We start from the raw sequence: 22148 nt of genomic DNA on the forward strand, positions 1-22148 counted from the left end.
GCCGCCGCCGAGATCACCCTGCAACCGATCCGCCGTTTCGGCTTCGATGGCGCCATCCTGTTCTCCGACATTCTCATCGTGCCTTACGCGATGGGGCAGGACCTCCAGTTCCTCGCCGGAGAGGGGCCGAAACTGACTCCCCGGCTTGTGGACAATGCGCTGGAGGGGCTGACTCAGGTGCCTGAGCGTCTTTCGCCGATCTACGAGACCGTGCGGAAGGTTCGCGCCCAGCTTGATGACGACAAGACGATGCTCGGTTTCGCCGGTTCGCCCTGGACCGTCGCGACCTACATGGTGGCAGGCGAGGGGAGTCGCGACCAGCACGACACCCGCGCCATGGCCTATCGCGATCCGGGCGCCTTCGGAGCAATCATCGATGCGGTGATTCAGGTGACCGTGGAATACCTGTGCGGCCAGATCGAGGCCGGCGCCGAAGCGGTGCAGCTGTTCGATTCATGGGCAGGCAGTCTCTCGCCCGCGCAGTTCGAGCGCTGGGTGATCGCCCCCAATGCCGCGATCACCGCTGCCGTGAAGGCGCGTCACCCCGAGACTCCGATCATCGGCTTCCCGAAGGGCTCGGGCGAGAAACTTCCCGCCTATGCCCGCGAAACCGGAGTCGACGCGGTCGGAATCGACGAGACCATCGACCCGATCTGGGCCGCGCGCGAACTTCCCCAAGGGCTGCCGGTGCAGGGCAATCTCGATCCGCTGCTCCTGCTGGCGGGCGGCGAGGACCTCGACCGGCAGGCCCGCGCGGTGCTTGACGCATTCGCGGACCGTCCCCACGTGTTCAACCTCGGCCACGGTATCGGCCAGTTCACCCCGATCGCGAATGTCGAGCAGTTGCTGGCGATCGTTCGCAGCTGGGAGCGTTGAGTCTCGGTTGAGACTGGCATGACGACGCGCTAAAGGGCTTCCACCATGGCAATTCTCGCAAGTCTCTATCCCTGGCTCAAGGCCGGGCACGTCATCTTCGTGATCTTCTGGATGGCGGGGCTGTTCATGCTGCCGCGCTATTTCGTCTATCACCAGGAGAGCGATCCCGGCTCGGCGGAGGAAGCGCGCTGGGTCGATCGCGAGGCGAAGCTGCGGTCGATCATCCTGACGCCCTCGATGGTGCTCACGTGGGTTCTGGGGGTGCTTACAGCGCTTTCGATCGGTGCGTTCGACCAAGGGTGGCTCCATGCCAAGTTGCTCTTCGTGGTGGCTCTCTCGGGCTATCACGGCTGGCTGGTCGGTTATGCGAAGAAGCTGGCGCGCGGTGAGCGGCCGCTGACCGGCAAGAAGCTGCGCCTCCTGAATGAGGTTCCGGGCCTGGCGGCGGTGGTGATCGTCATTCTGGTGGTCGTGAAGCCGTTCTGAACGGAGTGAAGTGATGATCGTTTCCCTGCTTGCCGCCGCGTTGTCCCTGTCCGCGCTGCCGCAGGCGGAGCAGGACGATCTTCACTGTCTGGCCTATCTCTCGGTTGCGGCCGGGAAGGTGCAGGGGGACTTGCGGACGAAAGTGGACGGCGGCGCGCTGTACTACTTCGGCCGGATTCAGGCGCGTTCCCCGCAACTGGACATCGCTGCCGCGCTGGACGCGATCCTCGAGGCGCCGGGGTACGGGGCACAGACCTATCAGGCCGACAAGGCGCGCTGTCATGCCCAGCTGGACCCGCTCGCAGGGCAGTTCGAGGCGTGGAAGGACAAGTACGAGGGCGCTCGCTAGGCCCACCCCGCTGCGACTAGCTTCGCCTTCGGCTCAGCAAGTCTCGCTCCCCTCCTGCTTGCGGGAGGGGTTGGGGGTGGGCTTTCGCGCCTCGATTTCGATTCACCCCACCGGCCTGCCGCCCTGCGGATTGACTCGTTGACCGAGCCGCCGCGAATGCGTATCTGAGCGGCGTTCCGGCAACAGGGCGCGAGCCTTTGTCTCCTGCCTGGATCTGCTTTCCCCAAGCCCATCGATCCCGCCGGCCGACACTACAAATCCATCTGGAATTCACGAAAATGCATCTCAAAGAACTCAAGAAGAAGTCATCGGCCGAGCTGGTCGAAATGGCAGAGGAACTGGGCGTCGAAAGCGCCTCCACGCTGCGCCGCCAGGACCTGATCTTCGCCATCCTCAAGGAAGTGGCCGAAGACGGTGAGGAAATCATCGGACAGGGCACCATCGAAGTGCTGACCGACGGTTTCGGCTTCCTGCGCAATGCCGAGGCGAACTACCTCGCCGGCCCCGACGACATCTACGTCTCGCCGAACCAGGTCCGTAAATGGGGCCTGCGCACCGGCGATACCGTCGAAGGCGAAATCCGTGCCCCCAAGGAGGGCGAGCGCTACTTCGCCATCACCAAGCTGATGAGCGTCAACTTCGACGATCCCGACGCGGTGCGCCACCGCGTCAACTTCGACAACCTGACGCCGCTCTATCCGAACGAGCGCCTCCGCCTCGACTCCCTCGACCCCACGGTCAAGGACAAGTCGGCCCGCGTGATCGACCTCGTCTCGCCGCAGGGCAAGGGCCAGCGCGCGCTGATCGTGGCGCCGCCGCGCACGGGCAAGACCGTGCTGCTGCAGAACATGGCCAAGGCCATCACCGACAACCACCCCGAGGTGTTCCTCCTCGTCCTGCTCGTCGACGAGCGCCCCGAGGAAGTCACCGACATGCAGCGCAGCGTGAAGGGCGAGGTCATCTCCTCCACCTTCGACGAACCCGCGCAGCGCCACGTCCAGGTCGCCGAAATGGTGATCGAGAAGGCCAAGCGCCTCGTCGAGCACAAGCGCGACGTGGTCATCCTGCTGGACTCGATCACTCGTCTCGGCCGCGCCTACAACACCGTGGTGCCCAGCTCGGGCAAGGTGTTGACCGGCGGTGTCGACGCGAACGCCCTGCAGCGCCCCAAGCGCTTCTTCGGCGCCGCGCGCAACATCGAGGAGGGCGGCTCGCTCTCCATCATCGCCACCGCGCTGATCGACACCGGCAGCCGCATGGACGAAGTCATCTTCGAAGAGTTCAAGGGCACCGGTAACTCGGAAATCGTCCTCGACCGCAAGGTGGCCGACAAGCGCATCTTCCCGGCGCTCGACGTCGGCAAGTCCGGCACCCGCAAGGAAGAACTGCTCGTGGCGAAGGATCAGCTCACCAAGATGTGGGTGCTGCGCCGCATTCTCATGCAGATGGGCACCATCGATGCGATGGAGTTCCTGCTGGACAAGATGAAGGACTCCAAGACCAACGAGGACTTCTTCGCCACGATGAACCAGTAAGCGCCCGGGGAGACGATGTTGGATATCCTGACGATCCTTGCCGCAGCACCCCAAGCGGCAGGGGGTATCCAGAGCCCGGCGGAGATCTGGCACCACATCGTCACCGACTTTGCGAACATCGGCACCCCGGCGGCACTTTCCGCGTTCCTCCAGGTGCTGATGATCGACGTCGTCCTTGCGGGCGACAACGCGATCGTCGTCGGCGCACTGGCGGCGGGGCTCCCGGCAGACCAGCGCAAGAAGGTCATCGCCATCGGTGTCCTCGCCGCGCTGGTCCTGCGCATCGGCTTCGCGCTGGTGGTGACCTGGCTGCTGGGCATAGTCGGCCTCGTCTTCGCCGGCGGCCTGTTGCTGCTGTGGGTCGCGTGGAAGATGTACCGCGAACTGCACCATAGCCCGGTGGGCGAGCATTCCGTCGGCTCGCCCGAGATCGAGGGCGACGAACGCTCCGGTCTCGCGCCTTCCAAAAGCTTCGCTTCAGCCGCCATTTCGGTGGCGGTGGCGGACGTGTCGATGTCGATCGACAACGTGCTCGGCGTGGCCGGTGCCGCGCGGGAGCATCCCGGTATCCTCATCGTCGGCCTGATCGTTGCGGTGGCGATGATGGGCCTCGCCGCGAATTTCATTGCGCGGTACATCGAGCGGTATCGCTGGATCGGATGGGTCGGGCTTGTCGTGATCCTCTATGTCGCGGTCAAGATGATCTATGAGGGATGGACTGATCCAACCCTTGGAATTATCACGCTTTTTTGAGATTGAGAGATAAATCTGGGGCAGTGGCCCCAGATTTATCCTGCCTGCTTCTACGGAACCAGGATCGTAGATCCCGTCGTCGACCGACTCTCCAGAGCCCTATGCGCATCCGCTGCGTCCTTCAGAGCGAAGGTCTGCCCGATCTTCGGCTTCAGCACTCCCGAAGCAATCCGATCGAACAGCTTCTTCCCGCTCGCCGCCAGCAGTTCGGGCGTCGCTACATGGTCCGCCAGCGTCGGCCGGGTGACGTAGAGCGATCCCCCTCGCATCAAATCGAGCAATGCGATCGGCGGCACCGTGCCAGACGCATTGCCATAGCTGACCATCATCCCACGCTTGCGCAGCGAGGCGAGCGACGCCTCCCAGGTTGCGGCGCCGACGCCGTCGTAGACGACGTTGCACATGGCCCCGCCGGAGATGTCCCGTACCGCCTCGGGCAGTTCGGCAAAGGGGCAGTGCAGCGAGTGTTCTCCCGGCACTTGCGCGGCTTTCTCGGCGCTGCCCGAGTGTGCAATCACCGTCACGCCCTTGTCGAGCAGCCAGGGCACCAGCAGAGAGCCCACGCCCCCTGCCGCGGAATGCACGAGCGCGACGTCACCGGCCTTCGCGGGGAAGGTGTCTTCGGCCAGATAGCAGGAGGTCAGCCCCTTGAGCATCACGGCGGCGGCGATTTCGGGTGCGACGCCTTCAGGGATGCGCATGGCCTTGGCGGCTGGGATCGCGCGATGCGTGGCGTAGGCTCCGCCGTTCTGCGTCGTGCCGACGCGCTCGCCCACCGCGAGGTCGGCGACGCCTTCGCCCACTGCGACAATCCGCCCGACGCTCTCGGAGCCGAGGCTGATCGGCAGGGCATCGGGGTAGAGGCCCTTGCGATAGTAGGTATCGATGAAATTGAGCCCGACCGCTTCGGTCTCGATTACCACTTCGCCGGGAGCAGGCGACGGGATCGCGAAGTCCTCCCGCTCGATGACTTCCGGGCCACCGTGGGCGCGCACGATCATGCGATAGCTGCTGGTCATGTCCCGTCCTCTCAGCCGATGTGCGCGGCGAAGAAGGCTTCTGTGCGACCGTCGGCAAGTTCGGCGCCGGCCTCGTCGCGGCGCGCACCTATCTCGGCCGCGAAGCCATGGTCGAGCCCTTCGTAGTCATGCAGCGTGACCTTCGGGTGATCGTCCAGTCCGTCGTGCATCGCCTTCTGCGCTTCGGGGCTGACGAAGTGGTCGGCGGTGGGGATATGCAGCATGAGGGGGCGGGCGATCGCGTGCTTCTCGTTCAGCATCTGGTCGATCATCACGCCGTAGTAGCCGACCGAGGCGTCGATGTCGGTCCGCGCGGCGGCCATGTAAGCGATCTTGCCGCCCATGCAGAAGCCGACGAAGCCGACTTTCTCGACCTGCTTCTCGCGGCGGATCCAGTGGATCGCGGCTTCGATATCCCGCATGCCGAGGTCGAAGTCGTGGCTCATCATATGGCCCAGCGCGGCCTGCATTTCCGCCTCTACGTAAGGGCTCAGCTCGATGCCCGGCTTCTGCCGCCAGAACGTGTCAGGGGCGACTGCGAGATACCCTTTCGCGGCCCACTGGTCGGCTTTGCGGCGGATGCCTTCGTCCACGCCGAAGATTTCCTGCTGCACGATGATCGCGCCGCGCGGCGTGCCTTCGGGAGCGGCGACGTAAGCAGGGAAGGTGCCGTCACCGTCGAGGGTGGGAATCTCGGTGTTCGTGGCCATGTCTGTTCTCCTGTTCGCTTTGCGGCGAGTAAGGCACTTGGATTGGACTTTGCCAAGCGCATGTGTCAGTCATGCTGCGATAATTCAGCGGGAGCCGAGCGATGAAGGTCAATGTCGAGGTCGAATGCTCCCCTGAAGAGGCGCGCCGTTTCCTCGGCCTGCCCGACGTCACCCGTGCGAACGAGGCTTACGTCGATGCGCTGACCAACGCGATGCAGGGCACCACCAACTTCGACCAGATGAACGAGCTGGCCAAGCAGGTCGCGCCGATGGGGCAGATGGGGCTGAAGCTGTTTCAGCAGTTCCTCGAAAACGGCGTGGCCATGGCGATGAGCGGCGCCAAGCCCAAGAAGGGCGAGTAGCGTCCGCTTCGCCTCCCTGCTAGGGGAGGGCGGGCATATGGACGATACGATCTTCGCGCTTTCCAGCGGCTCTCCGCCTGCCGCCATCGCCGTAATCCGGATAAGCGGACCGAGAGCCGGCGAGGCGCTGTCCTGCCTGTCCGGAAGCACTCCGATACCGCGCCGCGCTAGCTACCGCGCCTTGCGTGTTTCACGTGGAACAGTGTTGGATCATGCGCTGGTCCTGTGGTTCCCGGGTCCGAATACCGCGACCGGGGAAGACCTGGCCGAACTGCATCTGCATGGCGGCAAGGCCGTCGTCGCTGCCGTGGAGAATGCGCTTGCCGCTTGCCCCGGTCTGCGGCGCGCGGTTCCCGGGGAATTCACCCGCCGTGCCTTCGCCAACGGCCGCATCGATCTTGCCGAGGCCGAAGGGCTGGCCGACCTGCTCTCGGCTGAGACCGAACTGCAGCGGCGCAGCGCCATCGCCATGGCGGGCGGGGCCTTGTCCCGGCAGGTGGATGACTGGCGCATGCGAGTGCTCACCGCATCGGCGTCGGTGGAGGCGGTTCTCGATTTCGGGGATGAAGACGATGTCGCGGACCTCCCTGCCGACTTCATCGCTCGCATCAACGCCCTGGCGACCGAAGTGTCCGACTGGCTCTCGCGTCCTCGCGCGGAAACTCTGCGCGAAGGCTTTCGCGTGGTGCTGGCCGGCCCGCCAAACGCAGGCAAGAGCACCTTGTTCAATGCGCTGGTAGAGGACGAGGCGGCGATCACCGCGCCACTGGCCGGAACCACCCGTGACGTCCTGACGCGCGCCGTCGCCATCGGCGGCGTGCCGTTCGTCTTCGCCGACACTGCCGGTCTGCGCGACGACACGGACGATGTGATCGAGGCGATCGGTATCGATCGCGCCCGTGCGGCGCTGGACCGTGCCGACCTCGTGCTGTGGCTTGGAGCGGCGGGGGAGGGGCCTGACGCGGCGTGGGAAGTGACCCCGCAGATCGACACACCCTCGGCTCGGCCGAACCCGGCGGCGCGCCATGCGATTTCAGCGGTGACCGGAGAGGGCCTCGATGCCCTTCGCGATGACCTTATCGAGACTGCGCGGCGCGCGATGCCGCGACCCGGTGATGCGGCCCTCAATGCGCGGCAGCATGCGTTCCTGACCGATGCCGAACTGGCCTTGCGTGCGACACGTCATGAGACCGACCCCTTGCTGGTGGCGGAGTGCCTGCGCCGCGCGCGCGTGGCGTTCGACGGGCTCGTCGGTCGGGCGACGACCGAGGACATGCTCGACGCTCTGTTCGGCCGCTTCTGCATTGGAAAATGAGCGATGTTCCACGTGGAACATGCCGAGGTGCTTTGACGTGAAATCCGTGACGCGGTAAGGCGACGTCATGCACTCCTTCGATGTTATCGTGATCGGCGGCGGCCATGCCGGCTGTGAGGCGGCGGCAGTGGCCGCCCGCATGGGCGCGCGCGTGGCGCTCGTCAGCTTCGACCTCGACGCGGTCGGGGCGATGAGCTGCAACCCGGCGATCGGCGGACTGGGCAAGGGCCATCTCGTGCGCGAGGTCGATGCCTTCGACGGACTGATCGCGCGAGCGGCGGACGCAGCGGCGATTCACTATCGCATGCTCAACCGGTCGAAGGGCAGTGCGGTTCAGGGCCCGCGCGTGCAGGCGGATCGCGTACTGTTCAAGGCGGCGATCCAGCGGCTGCTCAAGGAGCAGGGCGATCTCACGCTCGTCGCTGGTGAAGCGTCTGCGCTGGTGCTCGAAGGCGGCCGCACGGTCGGTGTCGATCTTGCCGACGGCACCCGGCTGGGTGCGCCCGCGACGATCCTGTGCACCGGCACGTTCCTCGGCGGCACGCTGTTCCGGGGTGAGGAGCGTCTGGTCGGAGGCCGCATCGGCGAGGCATCGGCGCAGCGGCTCGCCGCGCAGATGCGCGATGCGGCGCTGCCGATGGCGCGGCTCAAGACCGGCACGCCGCCCCGGCTCGACGGGCGCACCATCGACTGGTCACGTCTGGGCGAGCAGCCTTCGGACGGCGAGGCCTGGACCATGTCGCCGATGGAGCAGCGGCGCGCGGTGCCGCAGGTGTTCTGCGCGATCACCCGGACCAACCCGCGCAGCCATGACGTGATCCGCGCGAACCTCCATCGGTCCCCTCTGTTCTCCGGCGCGATCGGGGCGCAGGGGCCGCGCTACTGTCCCTCGATCGAAGACAAGATCCACCGCTTCGCCGACCGCGACGGGCATCAGATATTTCTGGAGCCCGAGGGGCTGACGACGCACCTCGTCTATCCCAATGGCATCAGCACCTCTCTTCCTGCCGATGTGCAGCTGGAAATGCTGCGCACAATGGACGGGCTGGAGACGGTGGAAATGGTCGTGCCGGGCTATGCGGTGGAGTACGACCACATCGATCCGCGCGCGCTGCGGACCAGTCTGGAACTGCGCGAGATTCCCGGGCTCTATTGCGCGGGCCAGATCAATGGCACGACCGGATACGAGGAAGCGGCAGCGCAGGGTCTGGTCGCCGGGCTTCATGCTGCGGCTTCTGTGCTCGGCCGCGATGCGCCTGCGCTCGACCGGGCGAACAGCTACATGGCCGTGATGGTCGACGACCTTACGCTGCACGGCGTCAGCGAGCCTTACCGCATGCTGACCGCGCGCGCGGAGTATCGCCTGCGTCTGCGCGCCAACAATACGACGACCCGTCTGACGCCTTTGGCAATCGAGGCCGGGGCCGTGACCGCTGCGCGCCGGGACTGGTTCGCTCGCCGCGAGGAGGCGAGGGCGGCTCTGTGCCAGGCGTTCGATGCGCCCTTGGCCTCGACTGAACTTGCGGCGGCGGGACTGCCGGTTCGCTCCGATGCCGGGCGTCTGCCGCTGCGCGATTGGTTGCGCTTTGGCGGCGTCGATATTGCGGGACTGTCGCCGTGGATCGATCCCGCCCTTCGCGCCGACGCCGATCTCGTCGAGGAGATGGCCGAGGACGCGGCTTATGCGCCTTACCTCGAACGGCAGGAGCGCGAACTGCGTGATCTGCGCGCCAGCGAAGCGCTGAGCCTTGGCGACGATTTTCCTTATGACCGGATCGCTGGCCTCTCCCGCGAGATGGTTGAGCGGCTGACCAGGGCGCGTCCCGCGACCCTGGCGGCAGCAGGGCGGATTCCGGGAATCACTCCGGCGGCGCTGGCGGCGCTGCTTGTCCATGCCCGCAGGGAGGCCGCGTGATCACGACCGAAGATGAGGCGCGCGAATGGCTGCGTGCGCTGCCCGAATGCGATGCGATGGCAATGGAGCGACTGGAACTGCTCGTCGCCATGCTGGCGGAAGAGAACCAGCGTCAGAACCTCGTATCGGCCACCAGTCTAGATCAGGTCTGGCTGAGGCATATTGTCGATAGCGCGCAGTTGCTGCCGCATGTTCCACGTGAAACATCGACGCCCTGGATGGACCTCGGCACCGGCGCAGGATTCCCCGGACTGGTGATCGCGGCGCTTCGGCCTGAATGCGAAGTCGTGATGGTCGAATCGCGCGCGCGGCGAATCGAATGGCTCGATCGCGCGCGAATCGCGATGGGACTGACTCGTGCCTCGATTGCCGGACAACGCCTCGAACTGGTCGAAAGTCGTCAGGCAGCCGTCATCTCCGCGCGTGCTTTTGCGCCTCTCGACAAATTGCTGACGTTATCCGCGCGATTTTCCACAAGTGACACCGTGTTCCTGTTGCCCAAAGGGCGGTCTGCCGGACAAGAATTGCAGGACCTTCGCAAGTGGCGGCATGTGTTCCACGTGGAACAGTCCCTGACGGACCCGCAGGCGGGCATCATTGTCGGCACCCTTGCCGACGGGAAGGGTAAGATCGGGTGATTCGCATTGCCATCGCCAACCAGAAAGGCGGCGTCGGAAAGACGACGACGGCAATCAATGTCGCGACCGCGCTTGCCGCTACCGGGTGGAAGACACTCCTGATCGACATCGACCCGCAGGGCAACGCATCCACGGGAATCGGGGTCGGGGCCTCGGAACGCGGAGCGTCGTCCTACGACGTGCTCGTCGACAAGGTGCCGGTGTCGCAGTGCGTCATGCCGACGCGGATTCCGAATCTCGATCTGCTGCCCGCGACGGTGGACTTGTCCGGGGCCGAGGTCGAACTGGTCAGCGCCGACGACCGCGCGCATCGCCTGCAGCGCACGCTGACCCCGGACCTCGGCTACGACGTCTGCCTGATCGACTGCCCGCCTTCGCTGGGCCTGCTGACGCTCAACGCGCTCAATGCCGCCGATACCCTGCTGGTGCCGCTGCAGTGCGAGTTCTTCGCGCTCGAGGGGCTTAGCCAATTGTTGCAAACGGTGGAGCGGGTGCAGCAGCGCTTCAACCCCGATCTCGGCATCATCGGCATCGCGCTGACCATGTACGACCGCCGCAATCGTCTGACTGAACAGGTCTCAGACGACGTGCGCTCCGTGCTGGGCAAGCTGGTGTTCGAGACCGTCATTCCGCGCAACGTGCGCCTCTCCGAAGCGCCGAGCCATGGGGTTCCGGCGCTCATCTACGATCACGCCTGCGCCGGCAGCCGCGCCTACATGGCGCTCGCGCGCGAGCTGATCACCCGATTGCCCGAAAAGAGGAAAGCGGCATGAACGACGACTCCATCGTGCGCTTCAGCGTACCCCAGCCCAAGGCGGGCGGGCAGAAGCCCAAGGGTCTTGGCCGTGGCCTCGGCGCGCTGCTGGGCGAAAGCCGACGCGAGGAGCCGGTCCCGGCGACGGGCGAGGGCGGCACGGTCGCGCCTACGCGCGGTGGCCTGGCGGTGCTGTCGATCTCCGACATCAAGCCCGATCCGCATCAGCCGCGTCGCTATTTCGAGGAATCGGCGCTGGAGGAACTCGCTGCGTCGATCGCGCAGCGCGGGGTGATCCAGCCCATCATCGTGCGCCCGCTCGATAATGGCCGTTACCAGCTGGTCGCCGGTGAGCGGCGCTGGCGTGCGGCGCAGAAGGCGCAGCTTCACGAGATTCCGGCGCTGGTCCGTGAACTGTCCGACCGCGAGGTCATGGCGCTGGCGCTGATCGAGAACCTCCAGCGCGAGGACCTCAATCCGATCGAAGAGGCGCGGGCCTACAACCGCCTTGCCGAACTGGAGGGCATGACTCAGGCGGAGATCGCCCGCATGGTCGACAAGAGCCGCAGCCATGTCGCCAATTTCCAGCGCCTGCTCGCTCTGCCCGACGGCGTGATCCTGCTGGTCGAGAAGGGCGACTTGTCGATGGGCCATGCCCGCGCCCTGATCGGCTGCGACGAGGCCGAGGACATTGCAGTGGCTGCCGTCTCCAAGCAGATGTCGGTGCGCGACGTGGAAAAGCTGGTGCGCAAGAAGCAGCGCGGCGACGTGGCGCCCCGCCGCTCGGCACGCGCGGCGCGCAGTGGTTCGGAGGATGCGGACATCGCGGCGGTGCAGAACCACCTCGAGGAATTCCTCGGCCTGCCGGTGAAGATCAGCGCCGATGCCGACCCTTCGACCGGCACCGTGACGATCCGCTACGCGACGCTCGATCAGCTCGATCTGATCTGCCAGCGCCTGACCGGCGGCGCGATCTGAACTTTCGTCATTGCGCGTAAAACGAAGGAACCCAGGGCAGCTTAGGCCGTCCTGGGTTCCTTCGTTTCGGCACGGCCGATTTACTTGATCGGCACCCGCTTGTCGGGGACGATCTTCACGCGCTTGTCCGGGACCACCTTGCTGCGGCGGGGGATGACGCGGCGGGCAGGGCGGACCGGCACGTCCTCGTAGACGTATTCGACGGTCTCGGTGCAGTTCGGCTTGGGCTGGGCGACCGGGACCATCATCATGGGCTGGCCCATGCAGCAACCCTGCGCCGGGTAGCCGTAGGCGGGGTAATAGCCCTGCGGCGCGTAACCGGGGTAAACGCCGCCACGCTCGTAGTGGGCATAATAGTCGTCGAGATAGGCTTCGCACTCGTCGCGGTTGCGGCCGCGATCCTCGGCCTTGTCGATGGCGGCTCCGGCGACGGCGCCTACGGCTGCGCCTGCTACGGTGCCAACAGTGCGATTGCCCCGCCCGGCGATGCGGTTGCCCGCAACGCCTCCGACCAAGCCGCCGATGACCGCGCCACCGACGCCGGAATCGCGCGAGGACAGGCGCTGACGGCAATCCGCGAGCCAGGCTTCGCGTGGATCGTAGCCGCGCCCGTCATAGCCCTGATCATAACCGTAGGGACGGGCTTCGGAATCGCCGTGCGGGCCATCATGGGCGAGCGCCGGTGATGCGGCTAAGGACAGCGTCGCGATGACGACGGCATGCAGGGGAAGACGCATCGAGGGCACCCTTTCGCGAGAAACGCGGGGCGATGAAAGTCAGCCCCGTCAGTTAACGCGAAATTTAGCATCGTGATCCGCGCAAAACCAAGCGTCTTGCGCGGATGTGCTGTCGGTGTCCCGTTTTGGTGCGGGCTCAGATGGCCAGAGATCAGATGGCTAGGGAGGCGACCTGTGCGAGAAGCTGCATCCCGGCAGCGTCCTCGTCATCGAAGCGGCCCGGCGTGGGGCTGTCGAGGTCGATCACCGCGATGACCTTGCCGTCGCGCAGTACCGGCACCACGAGTTCGGAGCGGCTGTCGGCATCGCAGGCGATGTGACCGGGGAACGCATGGACGTCGGGCACGACCTGCGTGGTGCCGAGCGCTGCCGCCGTACCGCATACACCGCGGCCGAAGGGGATGCGGATGCAGGCGGGCTTGCCCATGAACGGGCCGAGCACCAGCTCGTCCTCCACCGTGCGATAGAAACCGGCCCAGTTGAGGTCGGGTACGAACTGCCAGATCACCGCCGCCAGATTGGCCATGTTGGCGATGGGATCGGGTTCTCCCTGCACCAGCGCATCGGCGGCGCGGGCGAGGGCGCTGTAGAGTTCGGGCTTGGGGAGATCGGCGTCTGCGGCAAAGTCGTACATGCCGCGCATTTAGCGCAAGTCTTTGTTGTCGGCCAGCCGGTGCGGCTCTATCTCTTGGCGCATGAATCCGATCGTCAAGAAGACCGCCATCGCCTCCGCCGTGATCGTCCTGGCTGCCGCCGGGTTCGTGTACTGGGGCCTGAACTCCAACACCTCGGAACTGCCGAGCGATGCGACTGCAGGCAAGAACCCGCAGCTGGTCGAGCCCAAGGCGCAGTGGATCCCCAGCATCAAGCTCGCCAAGCCGGTGGGCTGGGCTGCGGGCGAGGCGCCCAAGGCGGCTCAGGGACTGACGGTTGCCCGCTTCGCGGAAGGGCTCGATCATCCGCGCACCATGCTCACGCTGCCCAACGGCGACGTGCTGGTTTCGGAGACGAATGCTCCGGCCGGGAACAAGCCGGGCGGGATCACCGGTTTCGTCATGGGCCTGATGTTCAACCGCGTCGGCGCCGGAGAAGCTTCGCCCGACCGCATCGTGCTGCTGCGCGACTCCGACGGCGACGGCAAGGCGGAACTGAAGACGACGCTGCGCAGCGATGACATGCACTCGCCCTCGGGCCTCGCCTACCGCGACGGCAAGCTCTACGTGGCGAACCACGACAAGGTGCTGGAATTCGCCTTCACGCCCGGCCAGACCAAGATGGAGAGCCGGCCGCTGCGCACGATGATCGACCTGCCGCCCGCCGGCAACCACTGGATGCGCAACCTGCTTCTGAGCGAGGACGGCAAGCATCTCTACGTCGCGGTCGGCTCGGCCAGCAACGTCGCCGAAAACGGCATGGAGGAAGAGACCGGCCGCGCGATGATCTGGGAGGTCGACGTTCAAACCGCCCGCCGCCGCCAGTTCGCGGTCGGCATGCGCAATCCCAACGGTCTGGGCTGGAACCCCTCGACCGGCGAAATGTGGGCGACGGTGCAGGAGCGCGACATGCTCGGCCCGGATCTCGTGCCGGATTACCTCACCAATGTGCCGGTCGGCGCGCAGTACGGCTGGCCGTGGGTCTACTGGAAGGACACTTTCGACGAGCGCGTCCAGTGGCCGATGCAGACTTACATGATCGAATATACCCGCAAGCCCGAATATGCGCTCGGCGCTCATGTCTCGGCGCTGGGGCTGACGTTCGCTAATGGCGGCAATCGCATGGGCAAGGGCTATGAGAACGGCGTCTTCATCGCCCGCCATGGGTCTTGGAATCGCCGTCCCTCGGCGGGCTACGACGTGGTGTTCATTCCCTTCGATGCCAACGGCAATCCGAAGGACGTGAAGCCGCAGCCGGTGCTCACCGGGTTCCTCAAGGACAACGGCGATACCCACGGCCGTCCCACCTGGGTCACGTGGGACAAGGGCGGCGCGCTGCTCGTCAGCGATGACACGGCGGGGATCGTCTGGCGCGTGGTGTCGCCGGGGGCGCAGCCGTCACCGGCGATCAAGCCCGTCGTTACCGAGCACATGAAGCCGCGTGAGGACATCAAGGACCCGACTTCTCCGGAAGAGGCGGCGAAGTTGATGGGTGGATTCCGGAAGGAAGACGATCGGCTGTTGCCGCAGTAATTAGAAGAGGAAGTCCTGGGGCCCCTTCGACAAGCTCAGGACTCCCAGACCCCCATACTGTCGTCGCCGTGCGTGCAGCTACGGTGATGCGCGCACGACGACGACGGTAATGGGGTGCAGGGGTGTTAACCCCTGCGTTTATATCGTCTTCCCTGCTCTTCCAGCCAATTCATTGACGTATTGCCAGGCCACGCGGCCAGATCGCGCGCCCCGCCGCCGCGACCATTCCAGCGCATCCGACGGCTCCCACTCCAGCCCGAATTCACCGGCATAGCCGCCGATGATGGCGAGGTAGGAATCCTGGTCGCAGTTGTGGAAGCCGATCGAGAGGCCGAAGCGATCGGCCAGGGCCAGCTTTTCGTCCACCGCGTCACCGGCGTTGATGGGATCGTCCTGCTCTGACATCGAGCGGCCGACGATGGCGCGGCGGTTCGACGTGACGGCGAGGCGCACGTTCGCCGGGCGTGCCTCGACGCCGCCTTCCAGCCACGAGCGCAGGATGCGCGGCCCGGCGCCGTCGCCTTCCTCGAAGCCGAGGTCGTCGATGAAGACGAGGAAGCTGCGGTCGACCTTGCCGAGTGCGGCGAACAGGTCAGTCACGCCGGAGAGCGCTTCCTGCGCCACCTGGACCAGCGCGATGCGGCCCGGGTGTGCGGTGTCGGCGGAGCGGATGGCGGCGCGCAGCAGGGCCGACTTGCCCATCCCGCGCGAGCCCCAGAGCAGCATGTCATGCGCGGCGTGTCCGGCGGCAAGGCGCTCGACGTTGGTGACCACACGGTCCTTCTGCGTGTCGATGCCGCGCAGCAGGGGCAGGGCAGGGGCGTCGAGTTGCGCGACCGATCGCGCGGCGCTGCCCGTCCATACGTAGGCGGGATGCGCGAGCCAGTCGGTCGCGGCCGGGGCGGGTGGCACGAGGCGTTCCAGCGCTTCGGCGATGCGGGTGAGAACCTGGGTGTGCTCCGCGGGCTGGGTCGTCATCTTTTGCATGTCCTTGGCATTCGTCGCCGTGGGGCTATAGCGACGGGGTATGGAGCACGCCAGCCAGCCCGAGATGCTTGAAGCCTGTCCCGCCGGGATCGAAGCCGCCGCGCATCTTTTGCGGGAAGGGCGCCTTGTCGCCGTGCCGACGGAGACGGTCTACGGCCTTTCGGCAAGAGCGGACCGGGACGAGTCCGTGGCGGCGATCTACCGGGCCAAGGGTCGGCCGAGTTTCAATCCCCTGATCGTCCACGTGGAACATCTCGCGTCGGCGCAGATGCTGGCGGATTTCGGCGAGCGCGCGCTGGCATTGGCTGAGGCGTTCTGGCCGGGTGCTTTGACCATGGTTCTGCCGCTGCGGGAGGGCGCGCCGGTTGCCGCCGCCGTCACAGCCGGGCTGCCCACGATCGCGCTGCGCTGTCCGGCGCACCCGGTGATGCGGGCGGTCATTGCGGCGACGGGCCTGCCGATCGCGGCGCCCTCGGCCAATCGCAGCGGCGGGGTCAGCCCGACCGAGGCAGGGCATGTCGTCGCCTCGCTCGGGGCGAATGTCGATGCGGTGGTCGATGGCGGCGCCTGTGAGGCAGGGCTCGAATCCACGATCGTCGCGTTGCGGGAAGGGGGGCGCTGGCAGATCCTGCGTCCCGGCCCCATCGCCGAGGATCGCATTGCCGCTGTACTCGGCGGCGCGAGCGAGCCGGTGACCTCGCAGGCCATCGAGGCGCCGGGGCAACTTGCCAGCCATTACGCGCCGGGCAAGCCGGTGCGGCTCGATGCGATCGAGGCAGAGGCTGACGAATTTCACATCGGTTTCGGCGCAGTGGCGGGGGAGGTAACCCTGTCGGCGAGCGGAGATCTGATCGAGGCGGCCTCGCGGCTCTATGCGCTGCTCCATGCCGGAGCGGCCGCAGCGCAGCCGCGCATCGCCGTAGCGCCGATCCCGGAGGGCGATATCGGCGCTGCCATAAACGACCGCCTGCGCCGGGCTGCAGCCTGATACGAAAAGGCCCGCACCGTCATCTGACGGCACGGGCCTCGCATGTTCCACGTGGAACGTTACTCAGTAATCGTGGTCGATATCGCCGATGCCGTTCATCCGGCTGCGCAGCGTCTCGGGCTTGCGGACGAGGGTGACGTTGCCCGCGCCGTTGATCTCCACATCGACCACGCCGGTGGCGCCGATGGTCACGTCGCCCACGCCGTTGATGCGGATCGTGGCGTCGCGGCCCTGCACCTTGCCGAGGTCGATGTTGCCCGCACCGTCGGATGTCACGAAGGTCCGTGCGACCTTGCCCGATGCATCGAGGTCGATGGCGCCGCGAGCGTTGATGCGCAGGCTCTCCTGGTCGAGGCCGTGGAGGTCCACGTCGCCCGGTGCATCGAGGTCCAGCCCGGCGATCTCGGGAGCGGTGATCCGCACCTTGAGGCCACGATGGATCCGGGCGCTGCCGTTAAGCGAGAGGCGGCCGTTTGCCCAGACCAGCCGGTCGACCACGCTGGCGGGGCCTTCGACGGTCATCTCGGCCTTGTCACCACGCGTGAATTCGAGGTCCACCGGCACTTCCATGGCGAGCTGGCTACCCGACTGGATGGCGAACACGCGGGACTTGCGCGGTCCCTGGTCGTGGTGATCGTCGCCGCCGTCGAAGTACCAACCCTTCGTCTCGAATTCCTGTTTCATTTTCTCGCCGCCGAAAGTCCAGGCGAGGGCGAAGGCGGCGATCGACAGGATCAGGCCGCTGGCGAATACGATGAGCAGTTTCCTGAGCATCACTTGGTCCTCCTTGTCGTCGTCAGTCTTCGGGATGGATGGCGGGTTCGAGCACGCGGTAGTGCAGGCGGCCGAACCACATGAGGGCGTTGACCACGCCGATGCCCACGATGGTGAGCAGAGCGCCGATGCCGACCGCAGCACTCATGGTGCCGAGGCCCAGCAGGATCGCGATCAGCGGGCCGCCGGGGAAGCCGGAGAAAGGCCCGGCGATCAGCATGAAGCCGCCGCCGACGAAGGCCGCCAGCACCGCCACGAACAGGCCGAAGACCACGCCCAGAACCGGCAGCACGATCGGCAGCAGGATCAGGATGTCGATCGTGGCGAGGCCCATGAAGGCAAGGATCGCGCCCCAGGCGGACGACGGCGTGCGATCACTCTTCCAGTTGCGGAAGCCGGTTTCGAAGCGCAGTTCGCGGGCAAGGCGGCTCGGGTTGCCGAGGGCCGTCGCAACCTCCTCTTCGCTGCGGCCCTCGGCAAGGCCGGCTTCGAAGTGCTCTTCGTAGTCGGCGACGATGTCGTCGATGGCGTCCTGCGGCATGCCCTTGAGGCCCGCCTTCAGGCGCTTGATGAATTCGTTACGCATCATGGCTGGGCTCTCCTTCCTGAATTGGGCCTTCTTGTACGGCAGTCGGCTCGGCGGCATCGTCGAGCAACGCGTCGACGGCCTTGGTGAAGCCGCGCCATTCGGCGATCTGCTCGGCAAGGCGCGAGCGGCCGGTTTCGGTGAGGCTGTAGTACTTGCGGGGCGGGCCGGACGGCGATTCCTCAAGGTAGGTCTTCACCAGGCCTTCGGACTGCATGCGGCGCATCAGCGGGTAGATCGTGCCTTCGCCCATGTCGACCGCGTCGGCCATGCGGCTCGCGATCTCGTAGGCGTAGCTGTCCCCCCGCGAGAGCAGCGCCAGGACACAGAGCCCCAGCACCCCTTTCTTCAATTGGATTTCGATTTCGGACATCGAATCATCTCCTGCGGATGCCCATCGTATATAACCAGCTACTGTGTGTTGCAAGATACCTTGTTTAGAAAAGTACAGGTCTAGGCAAGATACCTTGCTATCGATAGGTATCGATCAATGGACTTCGGCTGATTTCCGGGGTTCTCGGCGGGGAGGAGGGCAGCTAGATTGCGGCGCGATGACCACGCCTTACCATCCTCCGGTCAAACGTTCGGTGGAGATCGCCGGGCACAAGACCTCGATCAGCCTCGAGCCGGTGTTCTGGGACCTGCTCAAGCGCGCCGCCGCGCAGGAAGGGTTGCCGGTGAACGCGCTCGTCGCGCGGATCGATGCGGAGCGACTGGAGGCTGAAACGCCGCCGGGGCTGGCCGGGGCGGTCAGGGTCTGGCTGGCGACTTCGGCGCTGGGCTAGCCTTCAGGCGGCGCGGCTGAGCCTCGGTGCGGCGGGCTTGCGCATCAGCATGTCGAGGCTGACCGGCCCCCATCCAAGTCCGTGCGCGGCCACGCAGTTGTGACCGGGGCGACTCCATGCGTACCGGGTATGGCCGTGGAGTACGAGCGCATCGTCTTCCAGCGCCTTCGCAGGGTCGTTGATGAGGGTCAGAGTTCCATGGGCCGTATCGAGGCGCTGCATGTCGCAGACGCTGGCATAGCGCCCCGTCGCGAGGCAGTTCCACGCTTGCGGGTCATTCGGTCCGCGAACCAGATGCTTGATGCCGGGAAGGCTGCCGAGATGGACGGGGTTTCCGACATTGCCGAGAATCCAGACGATGTCGTCGTCGGCCACGCGGGCACGCCAGACCTCGCAGATGCGGCGGGTCATCTCGGCGCTATCGGGAAAGCCGTAGGGAATCGCGTGAAGGGCGCTCTCGCCGTTGAAGTTCAGGTCCGCGACAAAGTGGATCGCCATCATCTTCTTCCCGTCCCGGAGGCGGCCATCCCGGCGCTCCGACAAGGGTTTCAACGGGTTAGGTAAACAATTCGTTCCAGCCAGGATGCGGGGAATCAGCCAGGCCGCGGGAATTCGCGACGGATGGCAAAAGGGCGGGGAAGCCTTTGCTTCTCCCGCCCTTTCTAGCGACCGCGACTGGTGATCAGTATGTCGATGGAGGATCGCTCGCCGGGAAGCTCTCGTCGATCGCTTCGTCGGTCTTGTCCCAGCTCTTGGGCGGCGAACTCATATGCTCCGGACCGGAATCGCGCACGCCGCCTGCGAACTCGGCTTCCTGCTTCTTCTCGGTCGCGTATTTGTAGAGGGCGTAGCCGACCGCTCCGGCGGCCGCCAACTTGATGAGGCCCATGTTCGTCTCTCCTCTCGGCAGTTCGAGGAGCAAACGCGCCATGGGCCTTCGGAGTTTCCTCAGTCGCCGCCGACGCGTTCGATCTGCGCGCCGACCAGTGCCAGCTTCTCCTCAAGGCGCTCGTAGCCGCGGTCGAGGTGGTAGAGGCGGTGCACCTGCGTCTGGCCCTTTGCGGCGAGACCGGCGATCACGAGGCTCATCGAGGCGCGCAGGTCGGTCGCCATGACGTCGGCGCCGGTGAGGCCCTGTACGCCGTGGACGATCGCGGTGCGACCCTTGGTCTCGATCCGCGCGCCCATGCGGTTGAGTTCGGGAACGTGCATGTAGCGGTTCTCGAAGATGGTCTCGGTGAGCACGCTGGAGCCTTCGGCCATGCACAGCAGGGCCATCAGCTGCGCTTGCATGTCGGTGGCGAAACCGGGGTAGGGGGCGGTGGAGATCGTGACGGGCCGCAGCTTGCCGTCCGAGGCGACATGGAGGCCGTCGGCCTTGGGCTCGACGTGGACGCCTGCATCGCGCAGCGCCTGCACGGTGGCTTCCATGTCCTCGATCTTCGCGCCCTTGAGCAGCACTTCACCGCCGGTGATGGCGGCGGCGCAGGCGTAGGAGCCGGCCTCGATGCGGTCGGGCATGACCATGTAGGTCGCGCCGTGGAGGCGGTCGACGCCGTGGATGGTGAGGTCGCTCGTGCCGATACCCTCGATCTGCGCGCCCATCGCGACGAGCAGGTTGCACAGATCGACGATCTCGGGCTCGCGCGCGGCATTGTGCAGGGTGGACTTGCCCTTGCACAGCACGGCGGTCATCAGCGCGTTCTCGGTGGCGCCGACGGAAACGACAGGGAACGAGTAGCGCCCGCCCGGCAGGCCACCGTCAGGGGCGATGGCGCGCACGTAACCGGCGGCCAGTTCGATCGTCGCGCCCAGCGCTTCCATGACCTTGAGGTGCAGGTCGATCGGGCGGTTGCCGATGGCGCAGCCCCCGGGCAGCGACACGGTCGCCTCGCCCATGCGCGCCAGCATCGGTCCAAGGACGAGGATCGAGGCGCGCATCTTGCGCACGAGGTCGTAAGGCGCGACCGAACTGGTGATGCGCGTGCCCTGCAGGGTCATGACGCGGCCGAAGTCTTCCGGACGGCTGCCCGCGATCGCGGTGGAGACGCCGAACTGGTTCATCAGGTGCTGGAAACCGTCGATATCCGCCAGACGCGGCAGATTGCGCAGCGTCAGCGGTTCTTCGGTCAGCAGCGCGCAGGGCAGCAGCGTGAGCGCGGCGTTCTTGGCGCCGGAAACGGGAATGGTGCCGGAAAGGCGCTTGCCGCCCTCGATGATGATCTTGTCCATCACCGTCCTTTAGCGCCAAACGCGCGTGCTTCAACGGGATCGGATGCAATTTCGCGGCGGATTAAGGGTTCGGTAAGATTAACATGGGGTTGTTGCGCTAAGACTATTTCCGGGCTTTAAACGCAACCGCAACATGAGCGAGGCATTATCCAGACCCATGAGTGACTCGAACTTTCGCAAGCCGGTCCGAAAAGCCGTCTTTCCCGTCGCCGGTCTCGGCACCCGTTTCCTGCCCGCCACCAAGGCGATTCCGAAGGAACTTCTTCCGGTCGTCGATCGACCTCTGATCCAATACGCCGTCGATGAGGCGCGCGAAGCCGGAATCGAGGAATTCGTCTTCGTGACGGGCCGTGGCAAGACCGCGATCGTCGAACATTTCGATACCGCTTACGAACTCGAAGCGACGATGACCGGGCGCGGCAAGTCGCTCGACCCGCTTGAGCCGACCCGCATCCAGCCCGGCAACCTCGTCACCGTGCGTCAGCAGGTGCCGCTGGGCCTCGGCCACGCGGTATGGTGCGCCCGCGCCGTCGTGGGGGATGAGCCTTTCGCGATCTTCCTGCCCGACGAACTGATGTACGGCACGCCCGGCTGCATGGCGCAGATGATCGAGGCCTATAACGAAGTGGGCGGCAACCTCGTCTCGGTGCTGGAAGTGCCGCATGAGGAAGTGTCGAGCTACGGCGTGATCGCGCCCGGCGAGAGCCGGGGCAATCTCACCGAGGTCAAGGGTCTGGTCGAGAAGCCCAAGGTGGACGAGGCGCCTTCGAACAAGATCGTCTCGGGCCGCTATATCCTCCAGCCTGAAGTGATGGGTCTGCTTGAAACGCAGGGGAAGGGCGCGGGTGGCGAGATTCAGCTGACCGATTCGATGGCCAAGCTGATCGGCCAGCAGCCGTTTCATGCGGTGACCTTCAACGGCCGCCGTTTCGACTGCGGTTCGAAGGTCGGCTTCGTGGAAGCGACGCTGGCGATCGCGCTCGATCGTCCCGACATGCGCGACGATGTGCGCGCGATCGCGAAGAAGCTGCTGGGCTGATCAGACAAGCCGATGGTGATGAAAAAAGCGCGCTGCTGTAAGGCGGCGCGCTTTTTCGTGCGCAATCGGCAGGGCGTGCTGGACCCTTCGACAAGCTCAGCCTGAGCGGGGTATGGGGTAAACCTCCCAATCCCGCTCAGGCTG

The 22148-nt window shown here is 65.8% G+C and carries 26 protein-coding genes; 15 read left to right on the forward strand and 11 right to left on the reverse strand.

All coding sequences use genetic code 11. The features are described 5' to 3' along the window. From hemE to LH128_RS25235, 5 genes are all read left to right on the forward strand, one after another. Window positions 1-876 (forward strand): uroporphyrinogen decarboxylase (gene hemE, locus LH128_RS25215; RefSeq protein ID WP_008832524.1); only part of this gene is annotated, 876 nt, incomplete at its 5' end. Between the two features lie 45 nt (window positions 877-921). Further along, entirely contained in the window at window positions 922-1362 is a 441-nt protein-coding gene (locus LH128_RS25220; protein WP_008832525.1) for a CopD family protein, read from the forward strand. A 13-nt stretch (window positions 1363-1375) separates the two neighbouring features. Beyond that, window positions 1376-1711, forward strand: a complete 336-nt coding sequence (locus LH128_RS25225; protein WP_008832526.1) for a hypothetical protein — start codon at window positions 1376-1378, stop codon at window positions 1709-1711. Between the two features lie 278 nt (window positions 1712-1989). Further along, window positions 1990-3246, forward strand: coding sequence for a transcription termination factor Rho (rho, locus tag LH128_RS25230; protein ID WP_008832527.1), 1257 nt, complete (start codon window positions 1990-1992; stop codon window positions 3244-3246). A 15-nt stretch (window positions 3247-3261) separates the two neighbouring features. Continuing rightward, window positions 3262-3999, forward strand: coding sequence for a TerC family protein (locus LH128_RS25235; RefSeq protein WP_008832528.1), 738 nt, complete (start codon window positions 3262-3264; stop codon window positions 3997-3999). Window positions 4000-4049: 50 nt separating this feature from the next. On the opposite strand, the gene LH128_RS25240 is transcribed toward LH128_RS25235, so the two are convergent. Further along, window positions 4050-5018 (reverse strand): quinone oxidoreductase family protein, encoded by a 969-nt coding sequence (locus LH128_RS25240; RefSeq protein ID WP_008832529.1) that lies wholly within the window; start codon window positions 5016-5018, stop codon window positions 4050-4052. An 11-nt stretch (window positions 5019-5029) separates the two neighbouring features. Beyond that, the gene (locus LH128_RS25245) at window positions 5030-5728 is read right to left on the reverse strand and encodes a dienelactone hydrolase family protein (protein ID WP_008832530.1); all 699 of its coding nucleotides are present in this window, start codon (window positions 5726-5728) and stop codon (window positions 5030-5032) included. A 101-nt stretch (window positions 5729-5829) separates the two neighbouring features. Between LH128_RS25245 and LH128_RS25250 the strand changes: the two genes are divergently transcribed. The 6 genes from LH128_RS25250 (at window position 5830) to LH128_RS25275 (ending at window position 11690) form a co-directional block, all read left to right on the forward strand. After that, on the forward strand, window positions 5830-6090 hold the full coding sequence (locus tag LH128_RS25250; protein WP_008832531.1) for a DUF6489 family protein: 261 nt from the start codon (window positions 5830-5832) through the stop codon (window positions 6088-6090). Window positions 6091-6127: 37 nt separating this feature from the next. After that, complete coding sequence (gene mnmE, locus LH128_RS25255) at window positions 6128-7405, forward strand: tRNA uridine-5-carboxymethylaminomethyl(34) synthesis GTPase MnmE (protein WP_037521317.1); 1278 nt, start codon at window positions 6128-6130, stop codon at window positions 7403-7405. 67 nt (window positions 7406-7472) lie between these two features. After that, window positions 7473-9320 carry a tRNA uridine-5-carboxymethylaminomethyl(34) synthesis enzyme MnmG gene (mnmG, locus tag LH128_RS25260; RefSeq protein WP_008832533.1) on the forward strand — a complete coding sequence of 616 codons (1848 nt, stop codon included), beginning with the start codon at window positions 7473-7475 and terminating at the stop codon, window positions 9318-9320. Continuing rightward, window positions 9317-9958, forward strand: a complete 642-nt coding sequence (gene rsmG / locus LH128_RS25265) for a 16S rRNA (guanine(527)-N(7))-methyltransferase RsmG (protein ID WP_008832534.1) — start codon at window positions 9317-9319, stop codon at window positions 9956-9958. Before mnmG ends, rsmG begins: the two co-directional genes overlap by 4 nt. Further along, entirely contained in the window at window positions 9955-10731 is a 777-nt protein-coding gene (locus tag LH128_RS25270) for a ParA family protein (protein WP_008832535.1), read from the forward strand. Before rsmG ends, LH128_RS25270 begins: the two co-directional genes overlap by 4 nt. Next, window positions 10728-11690, forward strand: a complete 963-nt coding sequence (locus tag LH128_RS25275; RefSeq protein WP_008832536.1) for a ParB/RepB/Spo0J family partition protein — start codon at window positions 10728-10730, stop codon at window positions 11688-11690. The genes LH128_RS25270 and LH128_RS25275 overlap by 4 nt, the downstream gene beginning before the upstream one ends. 80 nt (window positions 11691-11770) lie before the next feature. On the opposite strand, the gene LH128_RS25280 is transcribed toward LH128_RS25275, so the two are convergent. Together LH128_RS25280 and LH128_RS25285 are read right to left on the reverse strand one after the other, a co-directional pair. Then, window positions 11771-12427: a glycine zipper 2TM domain-containing protein gene (locus LH128_RS25280; protein ID WP_008832537.1), complete on the reverse strand. Its 657-nt coding sequence runs from the start codon at window positions 12425-12427 to the stop codon at window positions 11771-11773. 151 nt (window positions 12428-12578) lie between these two features. Continuing rightward, a complete protein-coding gene (locus LH128_RS25285) occupies window positions 12579-13061 on the reverse strand; it encodes a GAF domain-containing protein (RefSeq protein ID WP_037521322.1) in 483 nt (160 codons plus the stop codon). Between the two features lie 61 nt (window positions 13062-13122). Here LH128_RS25285 and LH128_RS25290 point away from each other — a divergent pair, with 61 nt between their 5' ends. Beyond that, window positions 13123-14613 carry a PQQ-dependent sugar dehydrogenase gene (locus LH128_RS25290; protein WP_008832539.1) on the forward strand — a complete coding sequence of 497 codons (1491 nt, stop codon included), beginning with the start codon at window positions 13123-13125 and terminating at the stop codon, window positions 14611-14613. A 138-nt stretch (window positions 14614-14751) separates the two neighbouring features. Here LH128_RS25290 and LH128_RS25295 read toward each other — a convergent pair whose 3' ends face one another. After that, a complete protein-coding gene (locus LH128_RS25295) occupies window positions 14752-15591 on the reverse strand; it encodes a DUF815 domain-containing protein (protein ID WP_008832540.1) in 840 nt (279 codons plus the stop codon). Between the two features lie 49 nt (window positions 15592-15640). Here LH128_RS25295 and LH128_RS25300 point away from each other — a divergent pair, with 49 nt between their 5' ends. Then, window positions 15641-16588 (forward strand): L-threonylcarbamoyladenylate synthase, encoded by a 948-nt coding sequence (locus tag LH128_RS25300; RefSeq protein ID WP_008832541.1) that lies wholly within the window; start codon window positions 15641-15643, stop codon window positions 16586-16588. Window positions 16589-16651: 63 nt separating this feature from the next. On the opposite strand, the gene LH128_RS25305 is transcribed toward LH128_RS25300, so the two are convergent. From LH128_RS25305 to LH128_RS25315, 3 genes are read right to left on the reverse strand one after another with little or no spacing between them, the layout of a single operon-like run. After that, window positions 16652-17362 carry a GIN domain-containing protein gene (locus tag LH128_RS25305; protein ID WP_008832542.1) on the reverse strand — a complete coding sequence of 237 codons (711 nt, stop codon included), beginning with the start codon at window positions 17360-17362 and terminating at the stop codon, window positions 16652-16654. 22 nt (window positions 17363-17384) lie between these two features. After that, window positions 17385-17951, reverse strand: a complete 567-nt coding sequence (locus tag LH128_RS25310) for a DUF1700 domain-containing protein (protein WP_008832543.1) — start codon at window positions 17949-17951, stop codon at window positions 17385-17387. Next, a complete protein-coding gene (locus LH128_RS25315) occupies window positions 17941-18321 on the reverse strand; it encodes a PadR family transcriptional regulator (protein WP_008832544.1) in 381 nt (126 codons plus the stop codon). Before LH128_RS25315 ends, LH128_RS25310 begins: the two co-directional genes overlap by 11 nt. 178 nt (window positions 18322-18499) lie before the next feature. Here LH128_RS25315 and LH128_RS25320 point away from each other — a divergent pair, with 178 nt between their 5' ends. After that, on the forward strand, window positions 18500-18733 hold the full coding sequence (locus LH128_RS25320) for a ribbon-helix-helix domain-containing protein (RefSeq protein ID WP_008832545.1): 234 nt from the start codon (window positions 18500-18502) through the stop codon (window positions 18731-18733). Between the two features lie 3 nt (window positions 18734-18736). On the opposite strand, the gene LH128_RS25325 is transcribed toward LH128_RS25320, so the two are convergent. The 3 genes from LH128_RS25325 to murA form a co-directional block, all read right to left on the reverse strand. Further along, entirely contained in the window at window positions 18737-19234 is a 498-nt protein-coding gene (locus tag LH128_RS25325) for a phosphoesterase (protein WP_327195262.1), read from the reverse strand. Between the two features lie 181 nt (window positions 19235-19415). After that, on the reverse strand, window positions 19416-19664 hold the full coding sequence (locus LH128_RS25330) for a hypothetical protein (protein WP_248006052.1): 249 nt from the start codon (window positions 19662-19664) through the stop codon (window positions 19416-19418). 17 nt (window positions 19665-19681) lie between these two features. Continuing rightward, complete coding sequence (gene murA / locus LH128_RS25335; RefSeq protein ID WP_008832548.1) at window positions 19682-20965, reverse strand: UDP-N-acetylglucosamine 1-carboxyvinyltransferase; 1284 nt, start codon at window positions 20963-20965, stop codon at window positions 19682-19684. A 157-nt stretch (window positions 20966-21122) separates the two neighbouring features. Between murA and LH128_RS25340 the strand changes: the two genes are divergently transcribed. Beyond that, a complete protein-coding gene (locus LH128_RS25340) occupies window positions 21123-22004 on the forward strand; it encodes a UTP--glucose-1-phosphate uridylyltransferase (RefSeq protein ID WP_008829118.1) in 882 nt (293 codons plus the stop codon). Window positions 22005-22148: the final 144 nt, after the last annotated feature.

It is taken from the genome of Sphingomonas sp. LH128 (assembly GCF_000293195.2).
Taxonomy (GTDB): Bacteria; Pseudomonadota; Alphaproteobacteria; order Sphingomonadales; family Sphingomonadaceae; genus Novosphingobium; species Novosphingobium resinovorum_A.